This is a genomic window from Streptomyces sp. NPDC033216, assembly GCF_055577115.1.
In genome coordinates this window covers 163804-188968 of record NZ_JBVIQK010000005.1, presented here as the reverse complement: position 1 = coordinate 188968, position 25165 = coordinate 163804, and the positions used below count along the sequence as shown (strand labels likewise).

The 25165-nt window shown below is 72.9% G+C and carries 26 protein-coding genes; 11 read left to right on the top strand and 15 right to left on the bottom strand.

The annotated features are described in order from the left end of the window. Window positions 1-195: 195 nt before the first annotated feature. Complete coding sequence (gene kbpA, locus ACZ5Y0_RS12595; RefSeq protein WP_469128628.1) at window positions 196-918, bottom strand: AfsK-binding protein KbpA; 723 nt, start codon at window positions 916-918, stop codon at window positions 196-198. A 134-nt stretch (window positions 919-1052) separates the two neighbouring features. Here kbpA and ACZ5Y0_RS12590 point away from each other — a divergent pair, with 134 nt between their 5' ends. Then, window positions 1053-1688 carry a TetR family transcriptional regulator gene (locus tag ACZ5Y0_RS12590; protein WP_469128876.1) on the top strand — a complete coding sequence of 212 codons (636 nt, stop codon included), beginning with the start codon at window positions 1053-1055 and terminating at the stop codon, window positions 1686-1688. Between the two features lie 141 nt (window positions 1689-1829). Here the strand turns inward: ACZ5Y0_RS12590 and ACZ5Y0_RS12585 are convergent, their stop codons facing one another. Next, complete coding sequence (locus ACZ5Y0_RS12585; RefSeq protein ID WP_073493728.1) at window positions 1830-2282, bottom strand: Lrp/AsnC family transcriptional regulator; 453 nt, start codon at window positions 2280-2282, stop codon at window positions 1830-1832. Window positions 2283-2364: 82 nt separating this feature from the next. On the opposite strand from ACZ5Y0_RS12585, the gene ACZ5Y0_RS12580 reads away from it, so the two are divergent. Then, window positions 2365-2988 carry a LysE family translocator gene (locus ACZ5Y0_RS12580; protein WP_469128627.1) on the top strand — a complete coding sequence of 208 codons (624 nt, stop codon included), beginning with the start codon at window positions 2365-2367 and terminating at the stop codon, window positions 2986-2988. On the opposite strand, the gene ACZ5Y0_RS12575 is transcribed toward ACZ5Y0_RS12580, so the two are convergent. Both ACZ5Y0_RS12575 and ACZ5Y0_RS12570 read right to left on the bottom strand, forming a co-directional pair. Continuing rightward, entirely contained in the window at window positions 2912-3514 is a 603-nt protein-coding gene (locus ACZ5Y0_RS12575; protein ID WP_469128626.1) for a nitroreductase family deazaflavin-dependent oxidoreductase, read from the bottom strand. The two genes, ACZ5Y0_RS12580 and ACZ5Y0_RS12575, sit on opposite strands and share 77 nt — an antisense overlap. After that, complete coding sequence (locus tag ACZ5Y0_RS12570; RefSeq protein WP_469128625.1) at window positions 3511-4698, bottom strand: acyl-CoA dehydrogenase family protein; 1188 nt, start codon at window positions 4696-4698, stop codon at window positions 3511-3513. The genes ACZ5Y0_RS12575 and ACZ5Y0_RS12570 overlap by 4 nt, the downstream gene beginning before the upstream one ends. A gap of 112 nt (window positions 4699-4810) precedes the next feature. On the opposite strand from ACZ5Y0_RS12570, the gene ACZ5Y0_RS12565 reads away from it, so the two are divergent. Then, window positions 4811-5983, top strand: a complete 1173-nt coding sequence (locus ACZ5Y0_RS12565) for a thiolase C-terminal domain-containing protein (RefSeq protein ID WP_469128624.1) — start codon at window positions 4811-4813, stop codon at window positions 5981-5983. 143 nt (window positions 5984-6126) lie between these two features. Beyond that, window positions 6127-6792, top strand: a complete 666-nt coding sequence (locus ACZ5Y0_RS12560; protein ID WP_469128623.1) for a pyridoxine/pyridoxamine 5'-phosphate oxidase — start codon at window positions 6127-6129, stop codon at window positions 6790-6792. A gap of 105 nt (window positions 6793-6897) precedes the next feature. On the opposite strand, the gene ACZ5Y0_RS12555 is transcribed toward ACZ5Y0_RS12560, so the two are convergent. From ACZ5Y0_RS12555 to ACZ5Y0_RS12545, 3 genes are all read right to left on the bottom strand, one after another. Then, window positions 6898-7260 (bottom strand): hypothetical protein, encoded by a 363-nt coding sequence (locus ACZ5Y0_RS12555; protein ID WP_469128622.1) that lies wholly within the window; start codon window positions 7258-7260, stop codon window positions 6898-6900. 674 nt (window positions 7261-7934) lie between these two features. Then, complete coding sequence (locus ACZ5Y0_RS12550; RefSeq protein ID WP_469128621.1) at window positions 7935-8345, bottom strand: Zn-ribbon domain-containing OB-fold protein; 411 nt, start codon at window positions 8343-8345, stop codon at window positions 7935-7937. Further along, window positions 8333-8785 (bottom strand): DoxX family protein, encoded by a 453-nt coding sequence (locus tag ACZ5Y0_RS12545; RefSeq protein WP_469128620.1) that lies wholly within the window; start codon window positions 8783-8785, stop codon window positions 8333-8335. Before ACZ5Y0_RS12545 ends, ACZ5Y0_RS12550 begins: the two co-directional genes overlap by 13 nt. 235 nt (window positions 8786-9020) lie before the next feature. Here ACZ5Y0_RS12545 and ACZ5Y0_RS12540 point away from each other — a divergent pair, with 235 nt between their 5' ends. The 3 genes from ACZ5Y0_RS12540 to ACZ5Y0_RS12530 all read left to right on the top strand — a co-directional run bounded on the left by ACZ5Y0_RS12540 (window position 9021) and on the right by ACZ5Y0_RS12530 (window position 13593). Next, window positions 9021-10229, top strand: coding sequence for a flavin-containing monooxygenase (locus ACZ5Y0_RS12540; RefSeq protein WP_469128619.1), 1209 nt, complete (start codon window positions 9021-9023; stop codon window positions 10227-10229). Window positions 10230-10394: 165 nt separating this feature from the next. Continuing rightward, the gene (locus ACZ5Y0_RS12535; protein ID WP_469128618.1) at window positions 10395-12620 is read left to right on the top strand and encodes an acetate--CoA ligase family protein; all 2226 of its coding nucleotides are present in this window, start codon (window positions 10395-10397) and stop codon (window positions 12618-12620) included. Window positions 12621-12753: 133 nt separating this feature from the next. Further along, window positions 12754-13593: an enoyl-CoA hydratase/isomerase family protein gene (locus ACZ5Y0_RS12530; protein ID WP_469128617.1), complete on the top strand. Its 840-nt coding sequence runs from the start codon at window positions 12754-12756 to the stop codon at window positions 13591-13593. A 6-nt stretch (window positions 13594-13599) separates the two neighbouring features. Here ACZ5Y0_RS12530 and ACZ5Y0_RS12525 read toward each other — a convergent pair whose 3' ends face one another. Then, window positions 13600-13950, bottom strand: a complete 351-nt coding sequence (locus ACZ5Y0_RS12525; RefSeq protein ID WP_469128616.1) for a hypothetical protein — start codon at window positions 13948-13950, stop codon at window positions 13600-13602. A 141-nt stretch (window positions 13951-14091) separates the two neighbouring features. On the opposite strand from ACZ5Y0_RS12525, the gene ACZ5Y0_RS12520 reads away from it, so the two are divergent. Further along, a complete protein-coding gene (locus ACZ5Y0_RS12520) occupies window positions 14092-14676 on the top strand; it encodes a flavin reductase family protein (protein ID WP_469128875.1) in 585 nt (194 codons plus the stop codon). 83 nt (window positions 14677-14759) lie between these two features. Here the strand turns inward: ACZ5Y0_RS12520 and ACZ5Y0_RS12515 are convergent, their stop codons facing one another. Genes ACZ5Y0_RS12515 through ACZ5Y0_RS12505 form a run of 3 tightly spaced genes read right to left on the bottom strand, consistent with a single transcriptional unit; the run spans window position 14760 to window position 17202 of the window. After that, the gene (locus tag ACZ5Y0_RS12515; protein ID WP_469128615.1) at window positions 14760-15551 is read right to left on the bottom strand and encodes an ABC transporter permease; all 792 of its coding nucleotides are present in this window, start codon (window positions 15549-15551) and stop codon (window positions 14760-14762) included. After that, window positions 15548-16504, bottom strand: a complete 957-nt coding sequence (locus ACZ5Y0_RS12510; protein WP_469128614.1) for an ATP-binding cassette domain-containing protein — start codon at window positions 16502-16504, stop codon at window positions 15548-15550. The genes ACZ5Y0_RS12515 and ACZ5Y0_RS12510 overlap by 4 nt, the downstream gene beginning before the upstream one ends. A 32-nt stretch (window positions 16505-16536) precedes the next feature. Further along, window positions 16537-17202, bottom strand: coding sequence for a DUF4097 family beta strand repeat-containing protein (locus ACZ5Y0_RS12505; RefSeq protein ID WP_469128874.1), 666 nt, complete (start codon window positions 17200-17202; stop codon window positions 16537-16539). 272 nt (window positions 17203-17474) lie between these two features. On the opposite strand from ACZ5Y0_RS12505, the gene ACZ5Y0_RS12500 reads away from it, so the two are divergent. Beyond that, window positions 17475-18230 (top strand): helix-turn-helix domain-containing protein, encoded by a 756-nt coding sequence (locus tag ACZ5Y0_RS12500; protein ID WP_469128613.1) that lies wholly within the window; start codon window positions 17475-17477, stop codon window positions 18228-18230. A gap of 154 nt (window positions 18231-18384) precedes the next feature. Here the strand turns inward: ACZ5Y0_RS12500 and ACZ5Y0_RS12495 are convergent, their stop codons facing one another. Further along, window positions 18385-19689, bottom strand: coding sequence for an MFS transporter (locus tag ACZ5Y0_RS12495; RefSeq protein WP_469128873.1), 1305 nt, complete (start codon window positions 19687-19689; stop codon window positions 18385-18387). Window positions 19690-19847: 158 nt separating this feature from the next. Between ACZ5Y0_RS12495 and ACZ5Y0_RS12490 the strand changes: the two genes are divergently transcribed. Continuing rightward, window positions 19848-20849 (top strand): GlxA family transcriptional regulator, encoded by a 1002-nt coding sequence (locus tag ACZ5Y0_RS12490; protein WP_469128612.1) that lies wholly within the window; start codon window positions 19848-19850, stop codon window positions 20847-20849. Here the strand turns inward: ACZ5Y0_RS12490 and ACZ5Y0_RS12485 are convergent. The 3 genes from ACZ5Y0_RS12485 to ACZ5Y0_RS12475 form a co-directional block, all read right to left on the bottom strand. Next, entirely contained in the window at window positions 20839-21888 is a 1050-nt protein-coding gene (locus tag ACZ5Y0_RS12485) for a Zn-dependent alcohol dehydrogenase (protein ID WP_469128872.1), read from the bottom strand. The two genes, ACZ5Y0_RS12490 and ACZ5Y0_RS12485, sit on opposite strands and share 11 nt — an antisense overlap. Beyond that, window positions 21888-23042 carry an acyl-CoA dehydrogenase family protein gene (locus ACZ5Y0_RS12480; protein ID WP_469128611.1) on the bottom strand — a complete coding sequence of 385 codons (1155 nt, stop codon included), beginning with the start codon at window positions 23040-23042 and terminating at the stop codon, window positions 21888-21890. Before ACZ5Y0_RS12480 ends, ACZ5Y0_RS12485 begins: the two co-directional genes overlap by 1 nt. A gap of 141 nt (window positions 23043-23183) precedes the next feature. Beyond that, window positions 23184-24053 carry an SDR family oxidoreductase gene (locus ACZ5Y0_RS12475; RefSeq protein WP_469128610.1) on the bottom strand — a complete coding sequence of 290 codons (870 nt, stop codon included), beginning with the start codon at window positions 24051-24053 and terminating at the stop codon, window positions 23184-23186. A gap of 86 nt (window positions 24054-24139) precedes the next feature. Between ACZ5Y0_RS12475 and ACZ5Y0_RS12470 the strand changes: the two genes are divergently transcribed. After that, window positions 24140-25066: a cyclase family protein gene (locus ACZ5Y0_RS12470; RefSeq protein ID WP_469128609.1), complete on the top strand. Its 927-nt coding sequence runs from the start codon at window positions 24140-24142 to the stop codon at window positions 25064-25066. Window positions 25067-25165 lie beyond the last annotated feature (99 nt).

Below are 25165 nucleotides of genomic sequence, written 5' to 3'. Positions count from 1 at the left end.
GGCACGCACCCCGATTCTTCCTGGCCGGGCCACCGGTTGCGAACCCCGAGACAATCGGGGTGTCTCATTTCATATCAGCGCAATGAGGCACACGCCTACGCGCACGACCCGCACGTATGCCCCCGTACACGCCCTGTCGCAGGTCCCTGCCCCCGTGCATGACCTGCCCGCCGGCCCGCCCGCGGACGAGAGGGTTCAGCGCTGGAGCAGCGCGAACGACGCCCCCTGGTCGTCGGTGACGACGGCCACCGTTCCGTACGAGGCGGTGAACGGGTCCGCCTGTACCCGCCCACCGAGCCGGCTCACCGCGCCGAGAGCCGCCTCGCAGTCGTCGACGCCGAAGTGGACCAGGAAGTGGGGCGGCATGACCTCGGGGAAGACGTCCGAGACCGGCGCCCGCCCGAAGTCGGGCTCCGCCTCCGGACCGAACAGGGCCTCGTGGAAGAGGTGGCCGTAGAAGGTGTTGGCGGTCGCGGTGTCACGGGCGTACAGCTGCGCCCAGGCGAACGCGCCGGATCTGTGCCGCACCCCGAAGCCGGGGTGGCTGCCCGCCTGCCACAGGCCGAAGACGGCGCCCTCGGGATCGGCGGCCAGGGCCGCGACGCCCGCCCCGTCGACCGGCACCGGCGCCGTGACCACCTGCCCGCCGCCCGTACGGATACGGCGTACGGTCGCCTCCACGTCCGGGGTCGCGAAGGACACGGTCCACACGGTGGGCATTCGGCCGTCCGTCTTGCGGCCCAGGGCGGCGACCGGCGCGCCGTCCAGCCGGGCCCACACGGAGGAGCCGTACGCCTCCTCGAAGGCCCACCCGAACAGCTCGCCGTAGAACCGCTTGCCCGCGTCCACGTCGGGCAGCTGCGCGTCCACCCAGCAGGGGACGCCCTCTGCGTACACCGATGCCCTGTTTTCGGCCATACAGCCAAACTAACGGCGCTCCACGCAAGCCGCAGACCAGGCACACCCGCCTCGAGGCCTCCGCGCACCCCATTTGCAGTCGGCCGAATCGCGCTCCGATCACCCCTCGGTAAGCTGACGACATGACAGGACAAGTGCGTACCGTCGACGGCCGCGTGGCCGGTCGGCGCGGGCAGGCGACGCGGCAGAAGTTGCTCGACTGCCTCAGCGAGATGCTCAGCTCCTCGCCCTACCGGGACGTCAAGGTCATCGATGTGGCCCGGAAGGCGGGCACTTCGCCCGCGACCTTCTACCAGTACTTCCCGGACGTCGAGGGCGCCGTCCTGGAGATCGCGGAGCAAATGGCCGCCGAGGGCGCCGGGTTGACCCAGTTGCTGGAGGGACGGTCCTGGGTCGGCAAGGCCGGCTGGCAGACCGCCCAGGAACTCGTCGACGGGTTCCTGGAGTTCTGGAAGAGGAACGACGCGATCCTCCGCGTCGTCGACCTCGGTGCGGCCGAGGGCGACAAACGTTTCTACAAACTCCGCATGAAGATCCTCAACTCGGTGAACAACTCCCTCTCGGACGCCGTCGCCGAGTTGCAGTCCAAGGGCAAGGTCGACAAGGACGTGAACCCGGGCGCGGTCGCCGGTTCGCTGGTCGCGATGCTCGCGGCGGTCGCCTCGCACCAGAAGGGTTTCAGCGCGTGGGGCGTCAAGCAGGCTGAACTCAAGCCGAACGTCGCGCTGCTGGTGTACCTGGGCGTCACCGGCAAGAAGCCGACGAAGTAGCCCGCGGCCCCCGCGGTCCGTCCTTTTGCACGTCTCAAGTCCTGTCTGGCAGGCGGTGGTCCATCCGGTCGTCCGGATGGGCCACCGCCTGCCGCGCTATGCGGACGCTTGACTCGGAGCGACGAAGGGGCGTGAGACGGGTCAGCCGGGCAGGGGCCGGTCACGCACCACGTGCTTCATCACCAGCGTCGAGGTGAGCCGCTGTACCCCCGGCAGCGTCGCCAGCCGCTCGTCGTACAGCCGCTGGAAGGCCGCGAGGTCGGCGGTGGCCACCCGCAGCAGGTAGTCCGGCTCCCCGAACAGCCGCTGCGCGTCCAGCACGTGCTCCACCTCACCGACGGCCCGCTCGAACTCGGCGACCGTGTCCCGGTCCTCCTGCCGCATGGAGACGAAGACCAGCGCCTCGAAGGTCAGCCCGACGGCCGTCGGCTCCACCACCGCCCGGTAGCCGCTGATCGCCCCGGACCGCTCCAGCTCCCGCAGCCGCCGGTGGCACGGCGAGACGCTCAGCCGCACCCGTGCGGCCAGCTCCGTCACGGTCAGCCGCCCGTCCTGCTGCAATTCGGCAAGGATTTTCCGGTCCACGTCGTCCATGGGGCAGATCCTTTCCCAGTTGCCCCGGTTTCGAGAAAACTTCGGGAACACCTTCGGCCGTATCGCGCCTAATGTCCCCTTCATGGACTCCGCAACGCTGCTCTCCTTCCTCGCCGTGGACCTGCTGCTGGTGTGCGTACCGGGCGCCGACTGGGCGTACGTGATCGCCGCCGGGCTGCGCGGCCGCTCGGTGGGCCTGGCCGTGACCGGCCTGGTCAGCGGCTATGCCCTGCACACGGCGCTGGCCGCGGCGGGCCTCGCGGTCCTGGTGGCGGGGTCCCCCCGGCTGCTCACCGTGCTGACGGTGGCCGGGGCGGCGTACCTGGTGTGGCTGGGGTGGAGCGTGCTGCGCCGACCGGGCGTGCCGCGGGCGGGGGAAGCGGCGGAACGAAAGCGGTGGCGGGTCTTCCTGCGCGGCGCGACGATCAGCGGCCTCAATCCCAAGGGCCTGCTGCTCTACCTCTCCGTCCTGCCCCAGTTCCTCGTCACCCGCGACCCGCGCCTGCCGGTCCCGGCACAGACCGCCGGCCTCGGGCTGCTGCACATGGCGTGCTGCGCCGCCGTCTACGCGACGGTGGGCGTCCTGGCCCGCAGGCTGCTGGGTGCCCGCCCGGCGGCGGCCCGCGCGGTCACCCGGACGTCGGGGGCGGCGATGCTGGGGATCGGCGCGTTCCTTCTGGTCCAGCGGCTCGCTCTCGGCGGCTGAGCCGGAAGAGGCGGATCTCCCGCTCCACCCGTGCCTGATACGTCGCGTACGGCGGCCAGAAGGCCAGCGCCGCCTGCCAGGCCGCCGCCCGCTCCTCGCCCGTCAGCAGCCGGGCCGTCACCGGGATGTCGACGCCCTTCCAGCTGACCTCGGCGTCCGGGTGGGCGAGCAGGTTGGCGGTCCACGCCGGATGGCCGGGCCGCCCGAAGTTGGAACCGACCAGGAGCCAGCCACGGCCACCCTCCTCGGGCAGGCAGGCGAGCGGGGTGCGCCGGGGCCGCCCGCTGCGGGCACCGGTCGCGGTGAGGACGAGCCCCGGCAGCAAGTGGGCGCTGAGCAGGACCTTTCCCCCGGTGAGGCGGTGGACGGCCCGGTCGAGGGCGGGGACGAGGTGGGGGGCGGTCTTGGCGAAGGCGGGGGTGGAGGAGACCTTCCGGACGAGACGGACCCCGAGGGCGGGGGTGGGGGCGGGGCCGCCTTCGTGGCCGGGGGACGGTTGCGGTCCGCCGCCGCGGAAGCGGGTCACACCGTCACCTCCTCGCCCGTGAAGAGGCGGGCCCGGTCGGCCGCGTGGGCGCGCAGCCGGTGCGCGGGCCCGAACAGCAGCTCGTCGCCGGCGGCGCGCTTGAAGTAGAGGTGGGCGTCGTGCTCCCAGGTGAATCCGATGCCGCCGTGGAGCTGGATGGCCTCTGCGGCGGCCGCGCGCAGGGCCTCCAGCGCCTGGGCGAGGGCGAGCCCGCCGACGTGCTCCTCCCGGCCGGTCGCCCAGGCGGCGTAGTAGGCCGCGGACCGGGCCGCCTGGAGCTGGACGTGGACGTCGGCGAGCCGGTGCTGGACTGCCTGGAAGGAACCGATCGCCCGTCCGAACTGCACGCGCTGCCCGACGTACTCCACCGTCCGCTCCAGCGCGCGGTCGGCGGCGCCGACGGCTTCGCAGGCGAGGACGGCGGCGGCCCGCTCACCGAGCGCGGCGAGGACCTGCGGGACGCCCTGCTCGTCACCGCTCCCCAGCACCTCCGCCTCCACGTCCCTGAGTTGGACACGACCCTGCGGCCGGGTGGCGTCCAGCGCGGTCTGCCGTACGCGGCGGAGCCCGGCGCTGTCCCCCGCGACGGCGAAGAGGAGGGTGCGGGAGCGGACGTATCCGCCGGTGTGGGCGGCGACGAGGAGCAGGCCGGCGCTGTGCCCGTCGAGGACCTGCGCGGCCTCGCCGTACAGCCGCCAGGCGCCCGCGACCCGCCGGGCCTGCACGCCTCCGGCCCGGCCGCCACCGGCCCAGTCGCCGTCGTTCTCGCAGGTCAGTGCGAGGGCGACGGCGAGGGCCGGGGCGGGGACGGCGAGGGTGGCGGTGAGGGTGCCGGCGGCGATCCGCGGGAGGAGGGTGGTGCGCTGGGCGTCGGTGCCGAGAGCCAGGATCAGGGGCGCGGCGAGAACGGCGGTGGCGAGGAGCGGGGTGGGGGCGAGGGCGCGTCCGGTCTCCTCGCAGGCGAGGGCGAGGTCGGCGACGGGGCAGCCGACACCGCCGTACGCCTCCGGGAGTGCGAGGCCGGGCAGGCCGAGGTGGCCGGCGAGGGCGGTCCACAGGGCGGGGTCGTGGCCGGCCGGGGTGTCGAGGGCGGCGCGCAGTCCGTGCGGGCCGCAGCGCTGGTGGAGCAGTTCGCGCAGCGTGCGGCGGATCTCGTCCTGTTCGGCGGTGAGGCCGGGGTCCATGGGCGGAACTCCTCTCGTGACTGACGGGTCGTCATATTAGGCGTCGGGAACCGGGTTTCCCAGGCATCCGGCACCTGCCACCGCCCACCTGATCTGATGTACCGTCAGATTCATGACGGTGGGGCAGCGGAGGGTGGCCGTGGTCGGGGTGGCGCTGTCCGACTGCGGCCGGGTGGACGACGCGACGCCGTACGCGCTGCACGCCCAGGCGGCCCGCCGCGCGCTGGCGGACGCGGGCCTCGACCGCTCGCGGGTCGACGGCTTCGCCTCGGCCGGGCTCGGCACGCTCGCGCCGGTCGAGGTGGCCGAGTACCTGGGCCTGCGTCCCACCTGGGTGGACTCGACCTCGGTCGGCGGCTCGACCTGGGAGGTGATGGCGGCGCACGCGGCGGACGCGATCACGGCGGGACACGCGGACGCGGTGCTGCTGGCGTACGGCTCGACGGCCCGCGCCGACGTGCGGGCGGGCCGCCGCACCGGCACGTACGCGTTCGGCGCGCGCGGCCCGCTCCAGTTCGAGGTGCCCTACGGCCACACGCTGATCGCCAAGTACGCGATGGCGGCCCGTCGCCACATGATCGAACACGGCACGACGATCGAGCAGTTGGCGCAGGTGGCGGTCCAGACGCGGGCCAACGCGGCCCTGAACCCGGAGGCGATGTTCCGCACGCCGCTGACGGTCGACGAGGTCCTGTCCGGCCCGATGATCGCGGACCCGTTCACGAAGCTCCACTGCTGCGTCCGCTCCGACGGCGGCGCGGCGGTCCTGCTCGCGGCCGAGGAGTACGTCCGGGACTGCCGCACGGCCCCGGTGTGGATCCTCGGCACCGGCGAATACGTCTCCCACGCGAGCATGACGGAGTGGGACGACTTCACGGTGACCCCGGCGGCGGTCAGCGGCCGGCTCGCCTTCGGACGGGCGGGGGTGCGGCCGGCCGAGATGGACTTCGCGCAGATCTACGACGCGTTCACCTACATGACGTTGGTGACCCTGGAGGACCTCGGCTTCTGCGGAAAGGGCGAGGGGGGTCCGTACGTCGAGAGGGGCCGCCTCCGGGTCGAGGGCGGCGCCCTCCCGGTCAACACCGACGGCGGCGGCCTGTCGTCCCAACACCCGGGCATGCGGGGCCTGTTCCTCCTGGTGGAAGCGGTACGGCAACTGCGGGGCGAGGCGGGGGCCCGTCAGGTACGACGTGGGGACGGGAGCCTGCCCCGGCTGGGGGTGGCGTCGGGCACGGGCGGTTGGTTCTGTTCCTCCGGGACGGTGGTGCTGGGGAGGTCCTAGGGTCACGGCACGACGTGCGTTCTCCACGGGGCGTGCCACTGGGCGATGCCGGCGATCCAAGGGATCGGGTACGGGGTGGAGCGGCCCGAGCCGGTGGGCCCTCCGGCCGGGTACCGGACGCTGTCCTGACCGATACTCGGACCATGGGAACGGATCTTCACGAGCTGCTGAGGTCGCTGCGGGTGTGGGACCCGGAGGTGACCGAGCTGCCGCCCTTCGACCCGGCGACGGCTCCCGCCGAGCCGCTGGCGCTGTTCACGCGCTGGTTCGCCGAGGCGGTCGCGGCGGGCGAGCGGGAACCGCACACCATGACCCTGTCGACCACGGACGAGGCCGGTGCGCCGGACGCACGGATCGTGATGCTGCACGGCGCCGACGAGTTCGGCTGGTCCTTCGCCACCCACGCGAGCAGCCGCAAGGGCCGCCAGCTCGACGCCCGCTCCTACGCGGCCCTGACCTTCTACTGGCCCGCGCTGGGCCGCCAGGTCCGGGTTCGCGGCCCGGTGTCCGTCGCCCCGGCGGCGGAAGCACGGGCCGACCTGCACGCCCGGTCGACGGGGGCCCTGGCGGCCGCCCTGACCGGCCACCAGAGCGAGGTCCTGCCCTCCCTGGAGGCCTTGGCGACGGCATCGTCCACCGCCTGGGAACAGGCCGCCTCGAACCCGGCCGCCGAGTCCCCGACCTGGACGCTGTACCGGCTCCGCCCGGACGAGGTGGAGTATTTCCAGGGCGACGCGAGACGGCGGCACGTGCGGCTGGCCTACCGACGGGGCGAGCGGGACTGGACGCGGGAGCTGCTGTGGCCGTGAGGGGCTGAGGACACGGCTGACGCGGCGCGCTCCTCGACCACCACCGCGTTGTGCCCGTGACCGCACCCCGTGCGATCGAGAGAGGCACCCGCTTCGCGCGTGCGGTCACTCGTACGGGCGGCCGCCGAGGGAGTACCCGTTCGCCCCCGCACGCGGCAGCACCGCCCACATCCGGGTACCCGCGCCCGACGCACGGTCGCCGCCGATGCCCCACTCGCCGTGGCAGGCCCGGACCACCCGGTCCAGCACGCGGAGGGAGGCCCGGCGATACAGGTCGCAGGCAGCGCCCAGGCGGGCGTTGGCGTGGCGGGCGTGACCGTCGTAGACCGTGACGCGCAGACCGCTCTCCCGGTAGCGCAGCGACACGTACACCTCCGTCGTGGAGAAACGGCAGGCGCAGGCGGCCAGTTCGCCCACCATCTGCACCACCGCGACGGTGGCCTCGGCGAGGCCGTGTGCGGGGAGCACCGTACGCGCGACGGCGCGGGCGACCCCCGGACTTCGTGGCGCGGCGGGCAGCGTGAGGCTGTACGCGAGTTCCTCCGGAGACGCCTGCGAGAAAGGGCCCGCGGCGGGCGCGGTGGTCGGTGACTGGCAGGACGGGCACCGCCCCCGCCGGCGCGCTGGGCCCCCTCCGAACGACGGCACGTTCGAGGCCACCCTGCCCTTGGGCGACGACGCGCTCTACTACACGGTGACCGCCCAGCTTCAGGGCTCCGGGGACATCAACTGCTCCGTCACGGTCGACGGCCACACCGAGAAGGCCCACGCGGCCGGCGGCTACAACCTCTGCAACGCGCAGGCCGACGCCGGGCTGCTCGGCGGCTGGGACCGAGTCGCCCCCGCAGTTCGGACGGGGACCACCGCGGCCGGCTGCTCCCGCCCGCTCCGAGCGCGGTTCCCGCCCTCTCGTCCACCAGGAGAGGTCCTCGCCATGCGACGGATCCGAGGAGCTCCCTCATGGCGGCGGGCTCCGGGCCGCACCTCCGGATCCTCCCGCTCCCCCGGCGCCTCCGCGTGGCCAGCTCCGGGCTTGACGTTCATGGACACAGGGGAGGGCGCCGGACCCCGCCCCACCACGGGAAAGCCACGGACTCGGGCCGTCACAGGATGCGGGGGCGGGCGAACGAGGCCCGAACGGATCACCCTGCGCGTGATCGAAGGGCCCGCCGGAACACCGGCACCCCCTCCCGGAACGTCACTTCCAGCTCCGCCCCCGCCCGCGGCTCGCCCTCTCCCACCAGCTCCGTCGCCATCCGCGGTCCCTCCACGAGATCGACCACGGCGGCGACGTACGGCGTCCGCTCCCCGAAGGGCGGCAGGTCGTTGCGGTGGACGACCGACCAGGTGTAGAGGACCGCCCTGCCGCTCGCCTCCTCCCAGCGCACGTCCTCGCTCCAGCAGTGCGGGCAGAACTCCCGCGGGTAGTGGTGGGCCCGCCCGCACGCCCCGCAGCGCCGGATCAGCAGCCTGCCCCCGGCCGCCGCGTCCCAGTACGCGCGCGTGAAGGCATCGGCCTCCGGGACGTCGTACCGCGAGGTCAGCGGAACCACCCCAGCGCGCTGTCCAGCGACCAGCTCTGCCACGCCATGGCGAACAGGGCGACCGCCGAGATCAGGGCCATCATCGCGTTCTGCCCCTGCTCCGCCCAGTCATGGATCATGAGGACGAAGTAGAGGAGGTTCAGCAGCAGGCCCCCCACCAGGGCGATCGGCGTGAGGAACCCGAGGACGAGGCCCAGGCCGAGTGCCAGCTCCGCGTACACGACGACGTACGCCATCACGCGCGGCCTCGGCGCCACCACCGCGTCGAAGCCGGACCGTACGGCGGTCCAGCGGTGCTCGGCCGCGACGCCCCCCGCCCACGCGATGCCGGTACCGCGCTCGAACCAGCCCTTCCTGTCCTTGTGCCGCCAGCTCTCCAGCCACCACAGGCCGAGCCCGATCCGCAGCACGGCCAGCCATTGCGCGCCGGTGAGCCAGATCGTGTCCATGAATCTGACGGTACGTCAGATGTGGCGGGGCGGGAAGCCGTCGAGCGGCCCCCGCGACCGCCCCGACGGGAGAGGGCGCCGGGCCACCGGCAGCAGGATCCGGCTTCACGGCAGGTCCACAACCGTGACCGACGTCACCCACCGCACACACCACCCGTACAGGCGTGATCGATCCGCAACCAATTCCCGTCTTGACCGAGACCCATCAATGCCCTGCGTGATTACGCTCGCGCTCATGGAAGACTCCGCACCGCAGCCGAACCCCTCCGTGACCAGCGCCGCGAACCAGGCCGACCGCCCGGTCTACGTCATCGGCGGCGGCCCCGGCGGCCTCGCCACCGCGTACGCGCTGCGCGCCCAGGGGATACGCGCCGTCGTGGTGGAGAAGTCCGACCGGGTCGGCGCGTCCTGGCGGCGCCACTACGACCGGCTGCGCCTGCACACCACCCGGCGCCGCTCGGCCCTGCCCGGCCTGCCGATGCCCCGCCGCTTCGGACGGTGGGTGGCCCGCGACGACGTGGTCCGGTACCTGGAGAAGTACGCCGAGCACCACGAGCTGGAGATCGTCACCGGCGTCGAGGTCTCCCGCGTCGAGCAGACCCCCGACGGCACGGGCTGGCTGCTGCACGCCTCCGGCGGACGCGAGCTGACCGGAGCGGCGGTCGTCGTCGCGACCGGCTACAACCACACCCCGTCCCTGCCCGACTGGCCCGGACGCGACACGTTCACCGGCGAACTGACCCATGCCTCCACCTACCGCAACGGCACCCCCTACGCGGGCCGGGACGTCCTCGTCGTCGGCGTCGGCAACACCGGCGCCGAGATCGCCGTCGACCTGGTGGAGAGCGGCGCCGAGCGGGTGCGGCTGGCCGTGCGGACCGTTCCCCACATCGTGCGCCGCTCCACCGCCGGCTGGCCTGCGCAGTACAGCGGCATCCTCGTACGCCGACTGCCCGTCGCGCTCGTCGACCTGATGTGCCGGGTGCTGGCCAAGGTGAGCGTGCCGGACCTGTCGGCGCAGGGGCTGCCGCGGCCCGGCACCGGGCTCTACACCCGCGTCCGCGAAGGGGCGATTCCCGTGCAGGACGTCGGCCTGATCGACGCGGTGCGCAAGGGCAGGGTGGAGGTCGTGGCCGCCGTGCAGGGCTTCGAGGACGGCAAGGTCGTCCTCGCCGACGGCACCCGCGTCCAGCCGGACGCCGTGATCGCCGCCACCGGGTACGCGCGTGCCCTGGAGGGTTTGGTCGGCCACCTCGACGTCCTCGACCCCCGAGGCAGACCGATGGTCCACGGCCGCCGCACGGCGGCCGCCGCCCCCCGCCTCTACTTCACCGGCTTCACCAACCCCATCAGCGGCACCCTCCGCGAGCTGTCCATCGACGCGGACCGCATCGCGAAGGCGGTACGCCGCGAGCTGGGGCGGGGGCCGAAGGACCGGGGTTGAGGAGCCGGGACCGAAGGGTAGGGCTGACGGGGTCGCGGACCGTCCGCCTGCGCTCCTCCGTCTTCGCCGCACATCCTCCGTGCACACCCATTCCTGACGACTCGTCAGTTCTGTAATCTGACAGAACGTCAGTTACCAGGCAGTCACACAGGAGCGGGCGGACCGATGCTTGGATCAACCCACGGCACCCTCACCACCGACTCCCGCCGGGCCCGGGTTCTCGCGTGCGACGAGCGACCCGGCTTCGCCGTCCACGGCCGGCCCGCCGAGGCGGGCGATCTGGACGTCAGCGGGCGCCCGCTGCATGCCGAGGTCCCCGATCTGGACCGGTTCTTCCGGCCGGGGTCGGTCGCGGTGATCGGCGCCTCGGACGCCGAAGGACGCCCCAACACCGGTGTCACACGCCAACTGGTGGACTGGGCCGAGCGGGTGGGGGCGCGGCTGCACCCCGTGCACCCCACTCGCACCACCGTCTTCGGCATCCCCTGCCGCCCGTCCGTCGCCGACCTGCCCGAGCAGGTCGACCTGGCGGTGCTGCTGGTCGCCGATCCGCTTCCGGTGATCGAGGAGCTGGCCGAGGCGAAGGTGAAGTTCGCCGTCGTCTTCGCCTCCGGCTTCGCGGAGACGGGCGCCCGGGGCGCCGCGGCCCAGGAACGGCTCGCGGCGGCCGTGACCCGCTCGGGGATACGGCTGCTGGGGCCCAACACCAACCTCAACGCCTTCGAGCACTTCCGGGACGATCTCGACGGGCCGGCGATCGCGCTGATCACCCAGTCCGGCCACCAGGGCCGCCCGGTGTTCGCCCTCCAGGAACTCGGCATCCGCCTCTCCCACTGGGCACCCACCGGCAACGAGGCCGATCTGGAGACCGCCGACTTCCTCTCCTACTTCGCCGAACGCCCCGAGGTCGGCGCCATCGCCTGTTACGTCGAGGGCCTCAAGGACGGCCGGGCCTTCCTGCTCGCCGCCGACCGGGCCGCCCGACGCGGGGTGCCGGTCGTCGCCGTGAAAGTCGGCCGCACCGACGCCGGCGCCCGCACCGCCGCCACCCACACCGGCAAGCTGACCGGCGCGGACGAGGTGGTGGACGCGGCGATGCGTCAGTACGGCGTGATCCGGGTCGACGGACTCGACGAACTCCAGGACACGGCGGCTCTGTTGGCCCGAGCGAAGGCACCGCGTGCGGACGGCGTCGTGGTGTACGCGATCTCGGGCGGCACCGGCGCCCACGTCGCCGACCTGGCGACGGCGGCCGGGCTGCGGTTGCCGGAGTTGTCCGCGGCCCGCCAGGCGGAGCTGCACCGGTGGATACCGGAGAACCTGAACGTCGCGAACCCGGTCGACAACGGCGGTCATCCGGTCGGCGACCGGCGCGGCCGGAAGATCATCGACGCGCTCCTGGACGACCCGGAGGTCGGCGTCCTGATCTGCCCGATCACCGGCCCCTTCCCCCCGCTGAGCGACCGGCTCGTGCGGGACCTGGTGGACGCCGCCGAGGGGACGGACAAGCTGGTGTGCGTGGTGTGGGGGTCGCCGGTCGGCACCGAGCCCGCGTACCGGGACGTACTGCTCGGCTCCTCTCGCGTGGCGACCTTCCGCACGGTCGGCAACTGTCTGACCGCCGTGCGCGCCTACCTCGCCCACCACCGGTTCGCGGCCGCCTACCGCTCCCCCTTCGACGAGGCTCCCCGCACCCCCTCGCCGTCCAGCCGCAAGGCGAGGATGCTGATGCGACCGGGTCAGCAGCTGAGCGAGCACGCGGCCAAGCAGCTGCTGCGGGCGTACGGGATCCGTGTGCCGCGCGAGCAGTTGGTGACGAGCGCGGCGGCGGCCGTGCGGGCGGCCGGGCTGGTCGGCTACCCGGTGGTGATGAAGGCGTCCGGAGAGCGCATCGCCCACAAGACGGAGCTGGGCCTGGTCAAGGTCGGCCTCACCTCCGCGAGCCAGGTCCGCGACGCCTACCGCGACCTCACCGACATCGCCCGCTACGAGGGCGTACCGCTGGACGGCGTCCTGGTGTGCCAGATGGTCGAGCGGGGCGTGGAGATGGTCGTGGGAATGACGCACGACGCGCTGTTCGGGCCGACGGTGACGGTCGGGCTGGGCGGTGTCCTGGTGGAGGTTCTGCGGGACGTGGCGGTACGCGTGCCGCCCTTCGGGGAGGAGCAGGCCCGCGACATGCTCGCGGAACTGCGCGGGCGGGCCCTGCTGGACGGGGTCAGAGGACGCCCACCCGCCGACCGGGACGCGCTGGTGGAGGTCGTCCTGCGGGTGCAGCGCATGGCGCTGGAACTGGGGGACGACCTCGCGGAACTCGACATCAACCCCTTGGTGGTCCTGCCGTGGGGACAGGGCGCCGTGGCACTGGACGCGCTGGCGGTCTGCCGCTGAGGGAGGACCGGGCGCCGCGGCCGCCACCGCCTCCGACACCTCGACGCCTCCGACACCTCGACGCCTCCGCCGCCTCCGGTACCGACGCCGGTACCGCGGATGCCGCCGTACCACCGAGCGGAATGAGATGAACATGGCCGATTACCCCCGTGCGTCGCCCTTGTCCGACAAGCCGCAGCCCTCCGCCGAGTCATCGGTACGGCACGCCACTGAGCAGCACGTCTCGACCTTCACCCTCAACCGCCCCGAATCCCTCAACGCCATCACTCCCGACCTGCGCGAACGCCTGATCCGGCTTTTCTCGGAGGCCTCCGCGGACCCGGAGGTCAGGGCGGTCGTCCTGACCGGAGCGGGCCGCGGTTTCTGTGCGGGCGCGGACCTGCGGGGCGGGGGCGCGAGGGGCGAACGGATCCCCGGCGATGTCGCCCGCACCCTCCGTCTCGGGGCGCAGCGCCTGATCGCCGCCGTCCTGGACTGCGAGAAACCGGTGATCGCGGCCGTCAACGGCACGGCGGCCGGCCTCGGCGCGCATCTCGCCCTCGCCTGCGACCTCGTCCTCGCCGCCGAACCGGCACGCTTCATCGAGGTGTTCGTGCGCCGCGGCCTCGTCCCCGACGGCGGCGGCACCTACCTCCTGCCCCGTCTCCTCGGCCCGCAGCGCGCCAAGGAGCTGATGTTCTTCGGCGACGCGCTCACGGCCGCGGACGCGGAGCACCTCGGCCTGGTCAACCGCGTACTTCCCGCGGACGAGTTGGCGAAGACGGCCCGCGCCTGGGCCGACCGCCTCGCCGCCGGCCCCACCCGGGCCCTGGCCCTCACCAAACACCTCGTCAACACGTCCCTCGACAGCGACCGCGCCGCTGCCTTCGCCGCCGAGGCCGCCGCCCAGGAGATCAACATGACCACGGCGGACGCCAGGGAGGGCGTGGCCAGCTTCACGGAACGGCGGGAGGCCCGGTTCCGGGGCCGGTGACGGCGCTCAGGGGGCCCGCGTCAGGACACGCGACGCCCCCGCGTCCGGGTCACCGAAGATCGCGAACAGCTCGGGCGCGCGGTCGGTCCCGGCGATCGTCCACTCGGTCTCGTACCCACAGCCGCTGCCGGTACCGCTGCCCGTTTCGACGCGTACGACGACACCGGCCCGGCCGGAGCACTCGCCGTCCGCCTCGGGCGTCCAGGTGCCGGTGCCCTCGCACACCTCGAAGTCGGCGTCCGCGAAGGGATCGGCCGCCGCGGGCATCCGCGGCAGCTCGGCCCGCCCGCCCGGCAACAGCCGCAGCGCCGCGCCCTCCTCGTCCCGCCAGACACCGGCCAGCCGCGCTGCGGACAACCGCGGAGGCTCGTACGCCCCGCCCGGACCGACTCCGCGCCGCCTCCCCACCCAGGTCACGGCCGCACCCTACGTTCCGCCGCCGTCCCGGGCCGCCCCGCCCTTCCCATCTGACGTTCCGTCAGTTTCAATGGACGCATGATGGGACACGCTGGAGCGGCGGCCGCGGCCGTCCGGCACCTTCGGGCAGGACCGGTCGAGCCGCTGCCACGCCCGGAGCTGCGCTGCGTCCGTGAGGACGAGCGGGCGCCGGTCGACCAGGGCGAGTTCCGGCGGGTGCTGGGGAACTTCGCGACGGGGCTGACCGTGGTCACGGCACCGGCCACCGCCCCCGGCGGATCCCCCGCCGGCTTCGCCTGCCAGTCCTTCTGCTCCCTCTCCCTCGACCCACCCCTCGTCTCCTTCATGGTCGGCCGTACGTCCACGACCTGGCCCCGGATCGCCGCCGCGGGCGTCTTCTGCGTCAACGTCCTCGCCGCGGGCCAGCGCGAGGTGTGCCGTGCCTTCGCCGTCAGCGGCGCCGACAAGTTCGCGGACGTCGTCCACGCCCCGACCCCGGTCTCCGGCGCTCCCCGCCTCACCGGCGCCCTCGCCTGGATCGACTGCACGATCCACGCCGTCCACACGGGCGGCGACCACCTCATCGTCGTGGGCCGGGTGACCGCGTTGGGGGCGGCCGACGGGAACGAGGCACCGCTGCTGTTCCACCGGGGGCGGTTCCTCTGACGCGTCGGGGCGGCGTACCCGACGCGTGTCGGAGATACGCCGCCCCGGGGCGGGAAGTGCGGGGGTCCGCGTCGCCAAGTGGGCTACTTCGGGTCGCGGTTGAACAGTGACGTCGACCAGGAGTAGCCGAGCGCGCAGAGAGCCAGGCACCAGGCGATCGCGATCCACCCGTTGTTGCCGATCTCGGTGCCGAGCAGCAGGCCGCGCAGGGTCTCGATGGCGGGGGTGAAGGGCTGGTACTCGGCGATCGGCTGGAACCAGCCCGGCATCGTGTCGGCGGGGATGAAGGCGCTGGAGATGAGCGGGAGGAGGATGAGCGGCATGGCCATGTTGCTGGCGGCCTCGGCGTTCGGGCTGGCCAGGCCCATGCCGACCGCGATCCAGGTGAGCGCCAGTGCGAACAGCGCGAGCAGCGCGAACGCCGCGAGCCATTCCAGGGCCGTCGCGTCCGTGGACCGGAAGCCGATGGCCACCGCGACGACACCCACGAGGACCAGGCTGGCGAGCACCTGTAGCACGCTGCCGACGACATGTCCGATGATCACGGAGCCGCGGTGGATCGCCATCGTGCGCAAGCGGGCGATGACGCCCTCGGCCATGTCGGTGGAGACCGACACCGCGGCCCCGATCACGGTGCTGCCTATGGTCATCATGAGGATGCCCGGGACGATATAGGCGATGTACTCGGAGCGGTCGGCGCCACCGCCGTCGATGCCCGCGCTCATCACGTCGCCGAAGATGTAGACGAAGAGCAGCAGCATCATGATCGGCGTGAGCAGCAGGTTCAGGGTCAGCGACGGATAGCGGCGGGCGTGCAGCAGATTGCGGCGCAGCATCGTCGACGAGTCGCGTACGGCGAGGGAGAGGGTGCTCATCGGGCGGTCTCCTTGGACTGGTGGGGGACTGCGGCGGCGCCGGTCAGGGCGAAGAACACGTCGTCGAGGTCGGGGGTGTGCACCGTCAGCTCGTCCGCCTCGACGCCGGCGGCGTCCAGCCAGTCGAGGATGGAGCGCAGTTCGCGCTGACTACCGCCCGAGGGGATCTGGAGGGCGAGGGCCTCGTCGTCGCGGGTGGCCTCACCGAGGGCGATGGCGGCCGCTTCATAGCCTCGCGGATCCTCGAAGCGCAGCCGGACGTGTCCGCCCGGGATCAGCCGCTTCAGCTCCTCGGCGGTGCCCTCCGCGGCGATCCTGCCGTCGTTGAGGACGGCGATGCGGTCGGCGAGCTGGTCGGCCTCCTCCAGGTACTGCGTGGTGAGGAAGACGGTGACGCCGTCGGAGACCAGCTCGCGGATGATCTGCCACATGTTGTGCCGGGAGCGGGGGTCGAGGCCGGTGGTGGGCTCGTCGAGGAAGATGATCCGCGGGTTGCCGACCAGGGTCATGGCGATGTCGAGGCGGCGCTTCATGCCGCCGGAGTAGGTGGAGGCGGGCTTCTTCGCGGCGTCGGTGAGGTCGAAGCGCTCCAGCAGTTCGGCGGCCACCCGCCGCCCCTCGGCCTTGGAGAGGTGGTTCAGGTCCGCCATGAGGAACATGTTCTCCTCGCCGGTGATCAGCCCGTCGACGGCGGAGAACTGCCCGGTGACACCGATCGCGGCCCGTACCGCCTGCGGATCGGCGGCCAGGTCGTGGCCGGCGACCCGCAGATCGCCGCCGTCGGCGGTGATGAGCGTGGAGAGGATCTTGACGGCCGTGGTCTTGCCGGCGCCGTTCGGGCCGAGCAGGGAGAACACCGTGCCTTCCGGGACGGCCAGGTCGATGCCGTCGAGTACGACCTTGTCGCCGTAGGACTTGCGCAGCCCGTTCGCCGCGATGGCCAAGCTGGACATGGAGGTGCTCCTCTCTCTGTGGGGGCGGGGTACTACAGGCTGCGGGCGGTGATGTCGCCGTGGGAGGTGGTGGCGCGGATGTCGAGTTCGGTGGTGCCGTCGTTCTTGAGGGAGTTGCTGACGCGGCCGTGGCCGGTGCCGGCGTCCAGGGCGGCCGAGACCCCGGCCGCGGCGGCGATCGAGATGCTGCCGGACTGGGTGCTGAGCACGACCGCGCCGCGCACGGCCTCGGCGACGCGGATGTCGCCGCGTGCGGTGCTGATCTCCGCCGGCCCGCCCAGCCGGCCGATCTCGACGTCGCCGTCGACAGCGGTGAGACGGACACCCGCCGCCTCGTCGAGCTTGATCCGGCGGTAGGCGCCGTCGAAGACGACCTCGCCCAGGCGCCCCACGCCGCGCAGCTCGGCACTGGCGGCCTTGGCCTCGACGCGGGAGCCGGCGGGCAGCTGGACGGTGACCTCCACGGCACCGGATGAACCGGTCAGGCGGTTGCCGACGCCCGAGGCCGTGATCCGCAGGACGCCGTCGGCGTAGTCGACGGTCGTCTGCTCGGCGGTCCGGGTGTCGCTGCCCTTGGAGGGGTTGACGGGCAGGACCTCGACGGTGGTGTCGGCGCGGTCCGCCGCGATGAGCTGGACACGGCCGGCGGGGATGTCCAGGACGACGGAGATCGGGGCGGAGGTGGCGAAGGTCTGCATCATGCTCTCCCAGTACGCGCTGTTTTTTTCTGACACCGGAAACGCTACGTTGCATTCACGGGTCCGACAACTACTTCGTTGCGATGAAAGGTAATAACCGCAGCTCAACGCCAATAAATTGTTGCACTAGACCTCTCGATTAACGCAACGACGGCGGCACTGGCGTTGCAACAGGTTGAAGGTGAACGCTATGCTCGGCGCCGAGGAGCACCACAGAACACCGGGGACCGGAGCACCGGGGACCACCCCCGCAGAGCAAGAGGGAGACCGCGATGCCGGGAGGCAGACTCACCCAGGCCGAACGCCAGGAGATCGCGTCGGGACTGGCCGACGGCCTCGCCTACGCCGAGATCGCCCGACGCCTCGAGCGACCGACCTCGACCATCACGCGTGAGGTGATGCGCAACGGTGGCCCCACCAGTTACCGCGCGGACCTCGCCCACCGCGCCACCGAACACCGCACCCACCGCCGTCGGCAGGCCCCACCCCATGGATCGCAGGCACCCGCGCGGGCCGACGGGCGCGACGCGGAGGCCGTGGCCGCGTTCGAGGAGACGTTCACCACCGTCCTGATGGCTTCGGGCATGCCCAAGATGATGTCGCGGGTGATGGCCTGTCTCACCATCACCGACAGCGGCAGCCTCACCGCCGCCGAACTCGCCCAGCGCCTACACGTCAGCCCGGCGTCCATCTCGAAGGCGGTCGCCTTCCTCGAGAGTCAGGCCTTCGTGCGCCGCGAACGCGACGAAGGCCGCCGCGAGCGTTACATCGTCGACGACGACATCTGGTACCAGTCCATGATCGCCAGCGCCCGCTCCACCGCCCACATCGTCGAGATCGCACGACAGGGCACCGCCGTGCTCGGGCCCCTCACTCCCGCCGCCACCCGCCTGGAGAACGTCGCACGCTTCCTCGACTTCGTCAGCGAAAGCATGACCCGCGCCGCCGAACAAGCCCGCGCCGTCCTCCACACGCCGACCACAACACCCCCGAACGGCACCGACACACCGGCACCGGACCGCGGATAGACAGCGCTCCGCGTCACCCGCGGGGGTCGCGCCGGCCGACCGCCACCTCACATCGGGCCCCGGCCGGCCGCCGTCCGATCCAACGCTTCCGACACCCGCGCAGCCGCCGGCACCGGCGTCCCGACGGACCACCCGGCCCACCGCACCCCACCCGTCACCCCACCGCCGGCACGGCAGGCGCGACGGGGCCCGTGGGCCTGCGCCGGATCACCAGGGCCATCAGTGCCGCCGCCGCGCACAGCGCTCCCGAGGCGTACCAGACGACGTCGTACGACCCGAAGGTGTCGCGGGCCACGCCGCCGAGGAAGGCGACCAGGGCCGCGCCGACCTGGTGGGAGGCGAGGACCCAGCCGAAGACGATGGCGCTGTCCTCGCCGTAGTGCTCGCGGCACAGGGCCATGGTGGGCGGGACGGTGGCGACCCAGTCGAGGCCGTAGAAGACGATGAAGAAGATCATCGGGGGGTGGACCGTCGGGGCCAGCAGGATCGGCAGGAAGAGGAGTGAGATGCCGCGGAGCGCGTAGTACACCGCCAGCAGCCGGCGCGGTTCGAAGCGGTCCGTGAACCAGCCGGAGGCTATCGTGCCGACCACGTCGAACACGCCGATCACCGCCAGCAGGGAGGCCGCCGCCGTGACGGGCATGTGGTGGTCGTGGGCGGCCGGCACGAAGTGGGTCTGGACCAGTCCGTTCGTGGAGGCGCCGCAGATCGCGAAGCTCCCGGCCAGCAGCCAGAACGGGCCCGTGCGCACCGCCGCGGCCAGGACCGTGACCGCGCGCCGTGCCGCACCCGGCACCGGGGGCGGCTTGGGGACGAACTCCTTCGCCCCGTACGGCATCTGCCCGACGTCCGCCGGATGGTCGCGCAGCAGCAGCCAGACGAAGGGGACGACCGCGAGGGCCGCGAGGGCGACCGTCACCGCCGCCGGCCGCCAGTCGTACCGGGTGATCATCCAGGACAGCAGCGGCAGGAAGATCAGCTGGCCGGAGGCGGCGGCCGCGGTGAGGATGCCGCTGACCAGGCCCCGGCGCTCGGTGAACCAGCGGTTGGTGACCGTCGCGGCGAAGGCGAGCGCCATCGAGCCGGAGCCGAGGCCGACCAGCAGACCCCAGCAGAGCAGCAGTTGCCAGGCCGCCGTCATCCATACGGTCAGGCCGGAGCCGAGCGCGATCACGGTCAGCGCGACGGCGACGACCCGGCGGATGCCGAAGCGGTCCATCAGGGCCGCCGCGAAGGGCGCGGTGAGGCCGTAGAGGGCCAGGTTGATCGACACGGCCGCGCCGATCGTCCCGCGCGACCAGCCGAAGTCGTCGTTCAGCGGGTCGATGAGCAGGCCGGGCAGGGAGCGGAAGGCGGCCGCACCGATGATCGTGACGAAGGTGACGGCGGCGACGAACCACGCCCGGTGGATCCGCGGCCGCCGTTTCCCGGCACGGCCGACCCCACCGACGGCTTCCACCGACTGGGAAAGGTCTGTCCTGGACACGTCTGCCTCGGATCCGCCCGGCCGAGTCCCGTCCGTCCGAGTCGCGTCAGTCTGAGTCACGTCAAAGAGCCTCGGGTCCGCCGTCTCCCCGGGCGAGTGGCCCGAAGGACGACCTTCGCTAGGATCGGGCCATGAGCCTGTCCGGCTTCCGCCCGCACCGCGTCGTGGTCCTCGCCCTCGACGGACTGCTCCCCTTCGAACTGGGGATCCCGCACCGCATCTTCGGCCGCCCCAGGGACGCCGAGGGGCGGCACCTGTACGAGGTCGTCACCTGCTCGGTCCGGCCGCCGGGCCCGGTCGAGACCGACGCGGACTTCGCCGTCCAGGTCGCACACGGCCCGGAGGCGCTGGCCACCGCCGACACCGTGATCGTCCCGGCGTCGTACGAACTCGGTCCGGTCTTCGAGGAGGGCATCCTGACCGACGACCTCGCCGGCGCCCTCGCCCGCATCCGCCCCGGCACCCGCCTCGCCTCCATCTGCACCGGCGTGTACGTCCTGGCCGCCGCCGGCGTCCTCGACGGGCGCCCCGCGACCACGCACTGGGCCGACGCCGCCCGTCTCCAGCGCCTGTTCCCCAGCGTCAGGGTCGACCCCGACGTCCTGTTCGTCGACGACGGCGACGTCCTGACCTCGGCGGGCGTCGCCGCCGGCATCGACCTGTGCCTGCACATGCTGCGCCGCGACCACGGCACGGCCGTCGCCAACGAGGTCGCCCGCCGTACGGTCGTCCCGCCGCACCGCGACGGTGGACAGGCGCAGTACATCGAGCGGCCGGTGCCCGACCCGCAGCTGTCGGGCACGACCGCCGCGCGCGCGTGGGCGCTCGGCCGCCTCCACGAGCCCATCCAGCTGCGGGACATGGCCGCCCAGGAGACCATGTCGGTACGGACGTTCACACGCCGCTTCCGTGAGGAGGTGGGCGTCAGCCCCGGCCAGTGGCTCACCCAGCAGCGCGTCGAACGGGCCCGGCACCTGCTGGAGTCCACCGGGCTCTCCGTCGACCAGGTCGCCCGGGACGCCGGTTTCGGCACCGCCCAGTCGATGCGCCAGCACCTTCAGGCGGCGCTCGGGGTCACCCCGACGGCGTACCGGCGGACGTTCAGGGCGGAGAGCGGCGCCGTCAGAACGTGAGCACCCCCCGCGCCACCCGCCCCGCCTCCGCGTCCGCCGTCGCCCTCGCGAAGTCCTCCACCGGGTAGGTACGGGTGACGAGTTCGTCGAGGAGGAGACGGCCCGCACGGTACAGCTCGGCGTACAGGGCGACGTCCCGCTGCGGCCGGGACGCCCCGTAGCGGCAGCCCAGGATCGACTTGTCCAGGAAGAGGGAGGAGACACGGAAGGACGCCTCCGCGGTGGCGGGCGGCACCCCGAGGAGCACCGCCTGGCCGTGCCGGTCGAGCAGGTCGACGGCCTGCCGGATCAGCTCCACCCGGCCGACGCACTCGAAGACGTGGTCCGCGCCCGTCGGCAGCACCTTCCGGACCCCCTCGGTGGAGGTGAGGAAGTCGGTGGCCCCGAAGCGCCGTGCCACCGCCTCCTTCGCCGGGTTCGCGTCGACGGCCACGATCCGCAACGCGCCCGCGATCCGCGCGCCCTGGAGCACGTTGAGCCCGATCCCGCCCGTGCCGATCACGACGACACTGTCCCCGCGGTCCACGCGCGCGCGGTTGAGGACCGCCCCGACGCCGGTCAGCACCCCGCAGCCGATCAGCGCGGCGGACGGCAGCGGGATGTCCTGCGGGATGCGTACGGCCTGCACCGCCTTGACGACCGTGCGTTCCGCGAACGCCGAGCTGGACGCGAACTGGTACACCGGCCGCCCGCCCCGCGAGAACGGCCGGCCGGGCCGCCCGATGGCCCGCCGGCACATCGTCGGCCGCCCCCGGTCGCACTCCGCGCACGTCCCGCAGCTGGCGAGCGTGGACAGCGCGACGTGATCCCCGGCCGCCACGTGCGTGACGCCGGCGCCCACCGCCGCCACCACGCCCGCACCCTCGTGCCCGAGCACCACCGGCGCCGGGAAGGGAATCGTCCCGTCGACCACCGACAGGTCGCTGTGGCACAGCCCGGCCGCCGACACGGCGACGAGCACCTCCCCCGGCCCCGGCTCCCGTACCTCCAGGTCGTCGACGACCTCGGCCCGCTTCCCGTCGAACACCACGCCCCGCATCACGTCCCCCATCCCTTGGGCTGTCTGGGCAGGCCGAGCACGCGCTCGGCGATGATCGTGCGCTGGACCTGATCCGAACCGCCGTAGATCGTGTCGGCCCGCGAGAACAGGAACAGATGCTGCGTCTCGTCCAGTTCGTACGGTGCGGCGGGCGACCAGGGCGCCGGACCCACCCCCGCCTCCGCGCCCCTGACCCGCACCGCCAGCTCCCCGAGCCGCTGATGCCAGCCCGCCCACAGCAGCTTGGCCACACTGGGCGCGCCGGGCCCCGCCGCACCCCCCAGCGTCCGCAGCGCGTTCCACCGCATGGCGCGCAGCTCCGCCCACAGCCGCACCAGCCCGTCCCGTACGAGGGGATCGTCGACGGCGCCGGTCGCCACGGCCGTCCGGACCACGCGCCCCAACTCCTCGGCGAAGCCGATCTGCTGGGCCAGCGTGGACACGCCGCGCTCGAAGCCGAGCAGGCTCATGGCGACCCGCCAGCCGTCCCCCTCCGCACCGACGAGATGACTCCCCCGCGCGTGAGCCCCGTCGAAGAAGACCTCGTTGAAGTCGCTCGTCCCGGTCAGCTGCCGGATCGGACGGACCTCGATCCGCCCCGGCTGGTCCATCGGCACGAGCAGGAAACTCAGCCCGTGGTGGCGCGTCGACTCCGGATCGGTCCGCGCGAGCACGAAACACCAGTCGGCCTCCTGGGCGAGGGAGGTCCAGACCTTCTGCCCGGTGACCCGGTACGACCCGTCCGCCACCCGCTCCGCCCGCGTCCGCACCCCCGCGAGATCCGATCCGGCCTCCGGCTCGCTGTAACCCTGGCACCACAGCTCTGCCCCGGCGGCGATCGGCGGCAGAAAGCGCTCCTTCTGCTCGACCGTGCCGTGCGCGAGCAGGGTCGGCGCCAACAGCTTCTCCCCGATGTGCCCGGACCGCCCCGGCGCCCCGGACCGCGCGTACTCCTCCGCCCAGACGACCTGTTGGGTGAGGGTGGCGGTGCGGTTGCCGTACCCGCCCTCCCCCCACCCGATCCCGATCCATCCGTCGGCCCCCAGAGTCCGCTCCCAGGCGCGGCGTCCGGCGGCGTGCGGGACATGCAGCCCCAGCCATTGCCGGGACTCGGCCCGGAAGGCCTCGTCGAGAGCGGAGAACCCGAACTCCACGGCCAACTCCTCACATCGGGGGAAACAGGATTCGACCCACAGGGACACGGGACCGCGTCGACATGCGGCTCCAACGAGGGCGCGACCAGCGATCGCCACCGGCGGCCGGCCACGGACAGCCCGCACCCGACCGACCGGCCCTCACCGGGGCGGCAGCAACGGCATGCGGTCTACCCCCACCGACCGCGGCAGCACGTCAGCGATCCGCTCCGGCGTCCACGCACCCCCCTCCGCGTAGGCCGCACGCAGTTCACGTGGCTGCGCCCACACCGCGATCTTCGCCCCCGCCACCGTGTACACCTGCCCGGTCACCCCCGCCTCGCGCGCCCGCTCGGACAGCAGGTACACCACCAGCGCGGCCACGTCCTCCGGCTCCCCGATCTCCGCGAGATCCATCGGCACCCCGGCGGACATCCGCGTACGGGCCACCGGCGCCACCGCGTTGGCGGTCACGCCGTACTTGTGCAGCCCCAGCGCGGCGCTGCGCACGAGCGAGATGATCCCGCCCTTGGCCGCGCTGTAGTTGGCCTGGGAGTACGACCCCTGGTGGCTACCGCTGGTGAAGCCGATGAGGGTGCCGGAGCGCTGGGCGCGCATCACCGCGGACGCGGCCCGGAACACCGTGAAGGTGCCCTTCAGATGGGTGGCGATGACCGGGTCCCACTCGTCCTCGGTCATGTTGAACAGCATGCGCTCGCGCAGGATGCCGGCCACGCACACGACTCCGTCGAGCCGCCCGAAGGCGGACAGGGCGGAGTCGACGACCCGCTGTCCCCCCGCCATCGTCGAGATGTCGTCGGCGACGGCGACGGCCCGGCCGCCGGCCGCCTCGATCTCCTTGACGACGGCCTCGGCGACCTCGCTGGAGGGCGACGCCCCGTCCACGCGGACACCGTGGTCGTTGACGACGACGCTCGCGCCCTCGGCCGCCGCGGCGAGCGCCACCGCCCGGCCGATGCCTCGCCCGGCGCCGGTGACGGCGACGGCCCTGCCGGTCAAGAAGTTCCCCACGCCCGGCCCCTTCCCGCGGTTTCTGACGGACCGTTAGATTTTATGTCCCGTCGGACACCCGGCGACAAGCCCCGGGGAGGCATCGAATGGCACTGCCCGTCGAGTTCCACGACATCGCCAAGCGCGTCAACAACTGGGGGCGCTGGGGCACCGACGACGAGATCGGCACCCTCAACCTGATCACCGACGAGGTCGTACGGCGGGCGGTCACCGAAGTGCGCACCGGACGCCGCGTCCCGCTCGCGCTGCCGCTGCGCGAGGACGGCGTGCAGACCGGGATGATTCCGGGGCGGGTCAACCCCCTGCACGCGATGGTGCAGATCAATCAGGAGATCTTCGGGCCGGGCACGGTGGCGTGCAGCGACGACGTCGTGACGATGGGCCTCCAGGCGGCCACCCACTGGGACGCGCTGCCCCATGTCTCGCACTCGGGCCGGATCTACAACGGCCGCCCGGCCGGCACCGTCACCGCGCACGGCGGCGCCGGGTTCAGCGGCATCGACAAGGCGCGGCACGTCGTCTCACGGGGGGTGCTGCTGGACGTGGCCCGCGCGCGCGGCGTCGACCGGCTGGCCGGCGGGCACGCGGTCACCCCGGAGGACCTGGAGACGGCGGAGGAACTGGCGGGGACGCGCGTGCGGGCGGGCGACATCGTGCTCGTGCGGACCGGACAGATGCGGCTCTACCTCACCGGGGACCGGCAGGGGTACGCACATCCGTCGCCGGGCCTGTCGGTGCGCACGCCGGAGTGGTTCCACGCGCGCGACGTGGCGGCGGTCGCGAACGACACCCTCACGTTCGAGGTGTTCCCGCCCGAGATCGAGAACCTGTGGCTGCCGGTGCACGCGCTCCACCTGGTGGAGATGGGCATGATGCAGGGTCAGAACTGGAATCTCGAAAAGTTGTCCACAGCCTGTGGACAACAGGAGCGGTACACGTTCCTGCTGTCCGCGATGCCGGAGCCGTTCGCCGGCGGTACCGGAACGCCGGTGGCGCCCGTGGCCGTCCTCTGACGGCCACCCTGCGGGCGCGACGGGCGACGGGCGACGGACGGCGGGCGACGGGCGACGGACAGCGGGCGGCGGCGACGGGCGGCGGCGACGGGCGGCATC

What these genes read in the sequence shown, in the direction of transcription:
- ACZ5Y0_RS12485 (WP_469128872.1), bottom strand. Translation starts at nt 21,888, where the DNA reads ATGCGGGGCGTGGTGTTCGACGGGAAGCGGGCCGAGGTCGTCGACGAC.
- ACZ5Y0_RS12510 (WP_469128614.1), bottom strand. Translation starts at nt 16,504, where the DNA reads ATGTCCAGCTTGGCCATCGCGGCGAACGGGCTGCGCAAGTCCTACGGC.
- ACZ5Y0_RS12560 (WP_469128623.1), top strand. Translation starts at nt 6,127, where the DNA reads ATGGGAACGGATCTTCACGAGCTGCTGAGGTCGCTGCGGGTGTGGGAC.
- ACZ5Y0_RS12490 (WP_469128612.1), top strand. Translation starts at nt 19,848, where the DNA reads ATGAGCCTGTCCGGCTTCCGCCCGCACCGCGTCGTGGTCCTCGCCCTC.
- ACZ5Y0_RS12580 (WP_469128627.1), top strand. Translation starts at nt 2,365, where the DNA reads ATGGACTCCGCAACGCTGCTCTCCTTCCTCGCCGTGGACCTGCTGCTG.
- ACZ5Y0_RS12500 (WP_469128613.1), top strand. Translation starts at nt 17,475, where the DNA reads ATGCCGGGAGGCAGACTCACCCAGGCCGAACGCCAGGAGATCGCGTCG.
- ACZ5Y0_RS12530 (WP_469128617.1), top strand. Translation starts at nt 12,754, where the DNA reads ATGGCCGATTACCCCCGTGCGTCGCCCTTGTCCGACAAGCCGCAGCCC.
- ACZ5Y0_RS12535 (WP_469128618.1), top strand. Translation starts at nt 10,395, where the DNA reads ATGCTTGGATCAACCCACGGCACCCTCACCACCGACTCCCGCCGGGCC.
- ACZ5Y0_RS12470 (WP_469128609.1), top strand. Translation starts at nt 24,140, where the DNA reads ATGGCACTGCCCGTCGAGTTCCACGACATCGCCAAGCGCGTCAACAAC.
- ACZ5Y0_RS12585 (WP_073493728.1), bottom strand. Translation starts at nt 2,282, where the DNA reads ATGGACGACGTGGACCGGAAAATCCTTGCCGAATTGCAGCAGGACGGG.
- ACZ5Y0_RS12520 (WP_469128875.1), top strand. Translation starts at nt 14,092, where the DNA reads ATGGGACACGCTGGAGCGGCGGCCGCGGCCGTCCGGCACCTTCGGGCA.
- ACZ5Y0_RS12505 (WP_469128874.1), bottom strand. Translation starts at nt 17,202, where the DNA reads ATGCAGACCTTCGCCACCTCCGCCCCGATCTCCGTCGTCCTGGACATC.
- ACZ5Y0_RS12540 (WP_469128619.1), top strand. Translation starts at nt 9,021, where the DNA reads ATGGAAGACTCCGCACCGCAGCCGAACCCCTCCGTGACCAGCGCCGCG.
- ACZ5Y0_RS12570 (WP_469128625.1), bottom strand. Translation starts at nt 4,698, where the DNA reads ATGGACCCCGGCCTCACCGCCGAACAGGACGAGATCCGCCGCACGCTG.
- ACZ5Y0_RS12515 (WP_469128615.1), bottom strand. Translation starts at nt 15,551, where the DNA reads ATGAGCACCCTCTCCCTCGCCGTACGCGACTCGTCGACGATGCTGCGC.
- kbpA (WP_469128628.1), bottom strand. Translation starts at nt 918, where the DNA reads ATGGCCGAAAACAGGGCATCGGTGTACGCAGAGGGCGTCCCCTGCTGG.
- ACZ5Y0_RS12545 (WP_469128620.1), bottom strand. Translation starts at nt 8,785, where the DNA reads ATGGACACGATCTGGCTCACCGGCGCGCAATGGCTGGCCGTGCTGCGG.
- ACZ5Y0_RS12565 (WP_469128624.1), top strand. Translation starts at nt 4,811, where the DNA reads ATGACGGTGGGGCAGCGGAGGGTGGCCGTGGTCGGGGTGGCGCTGTCC.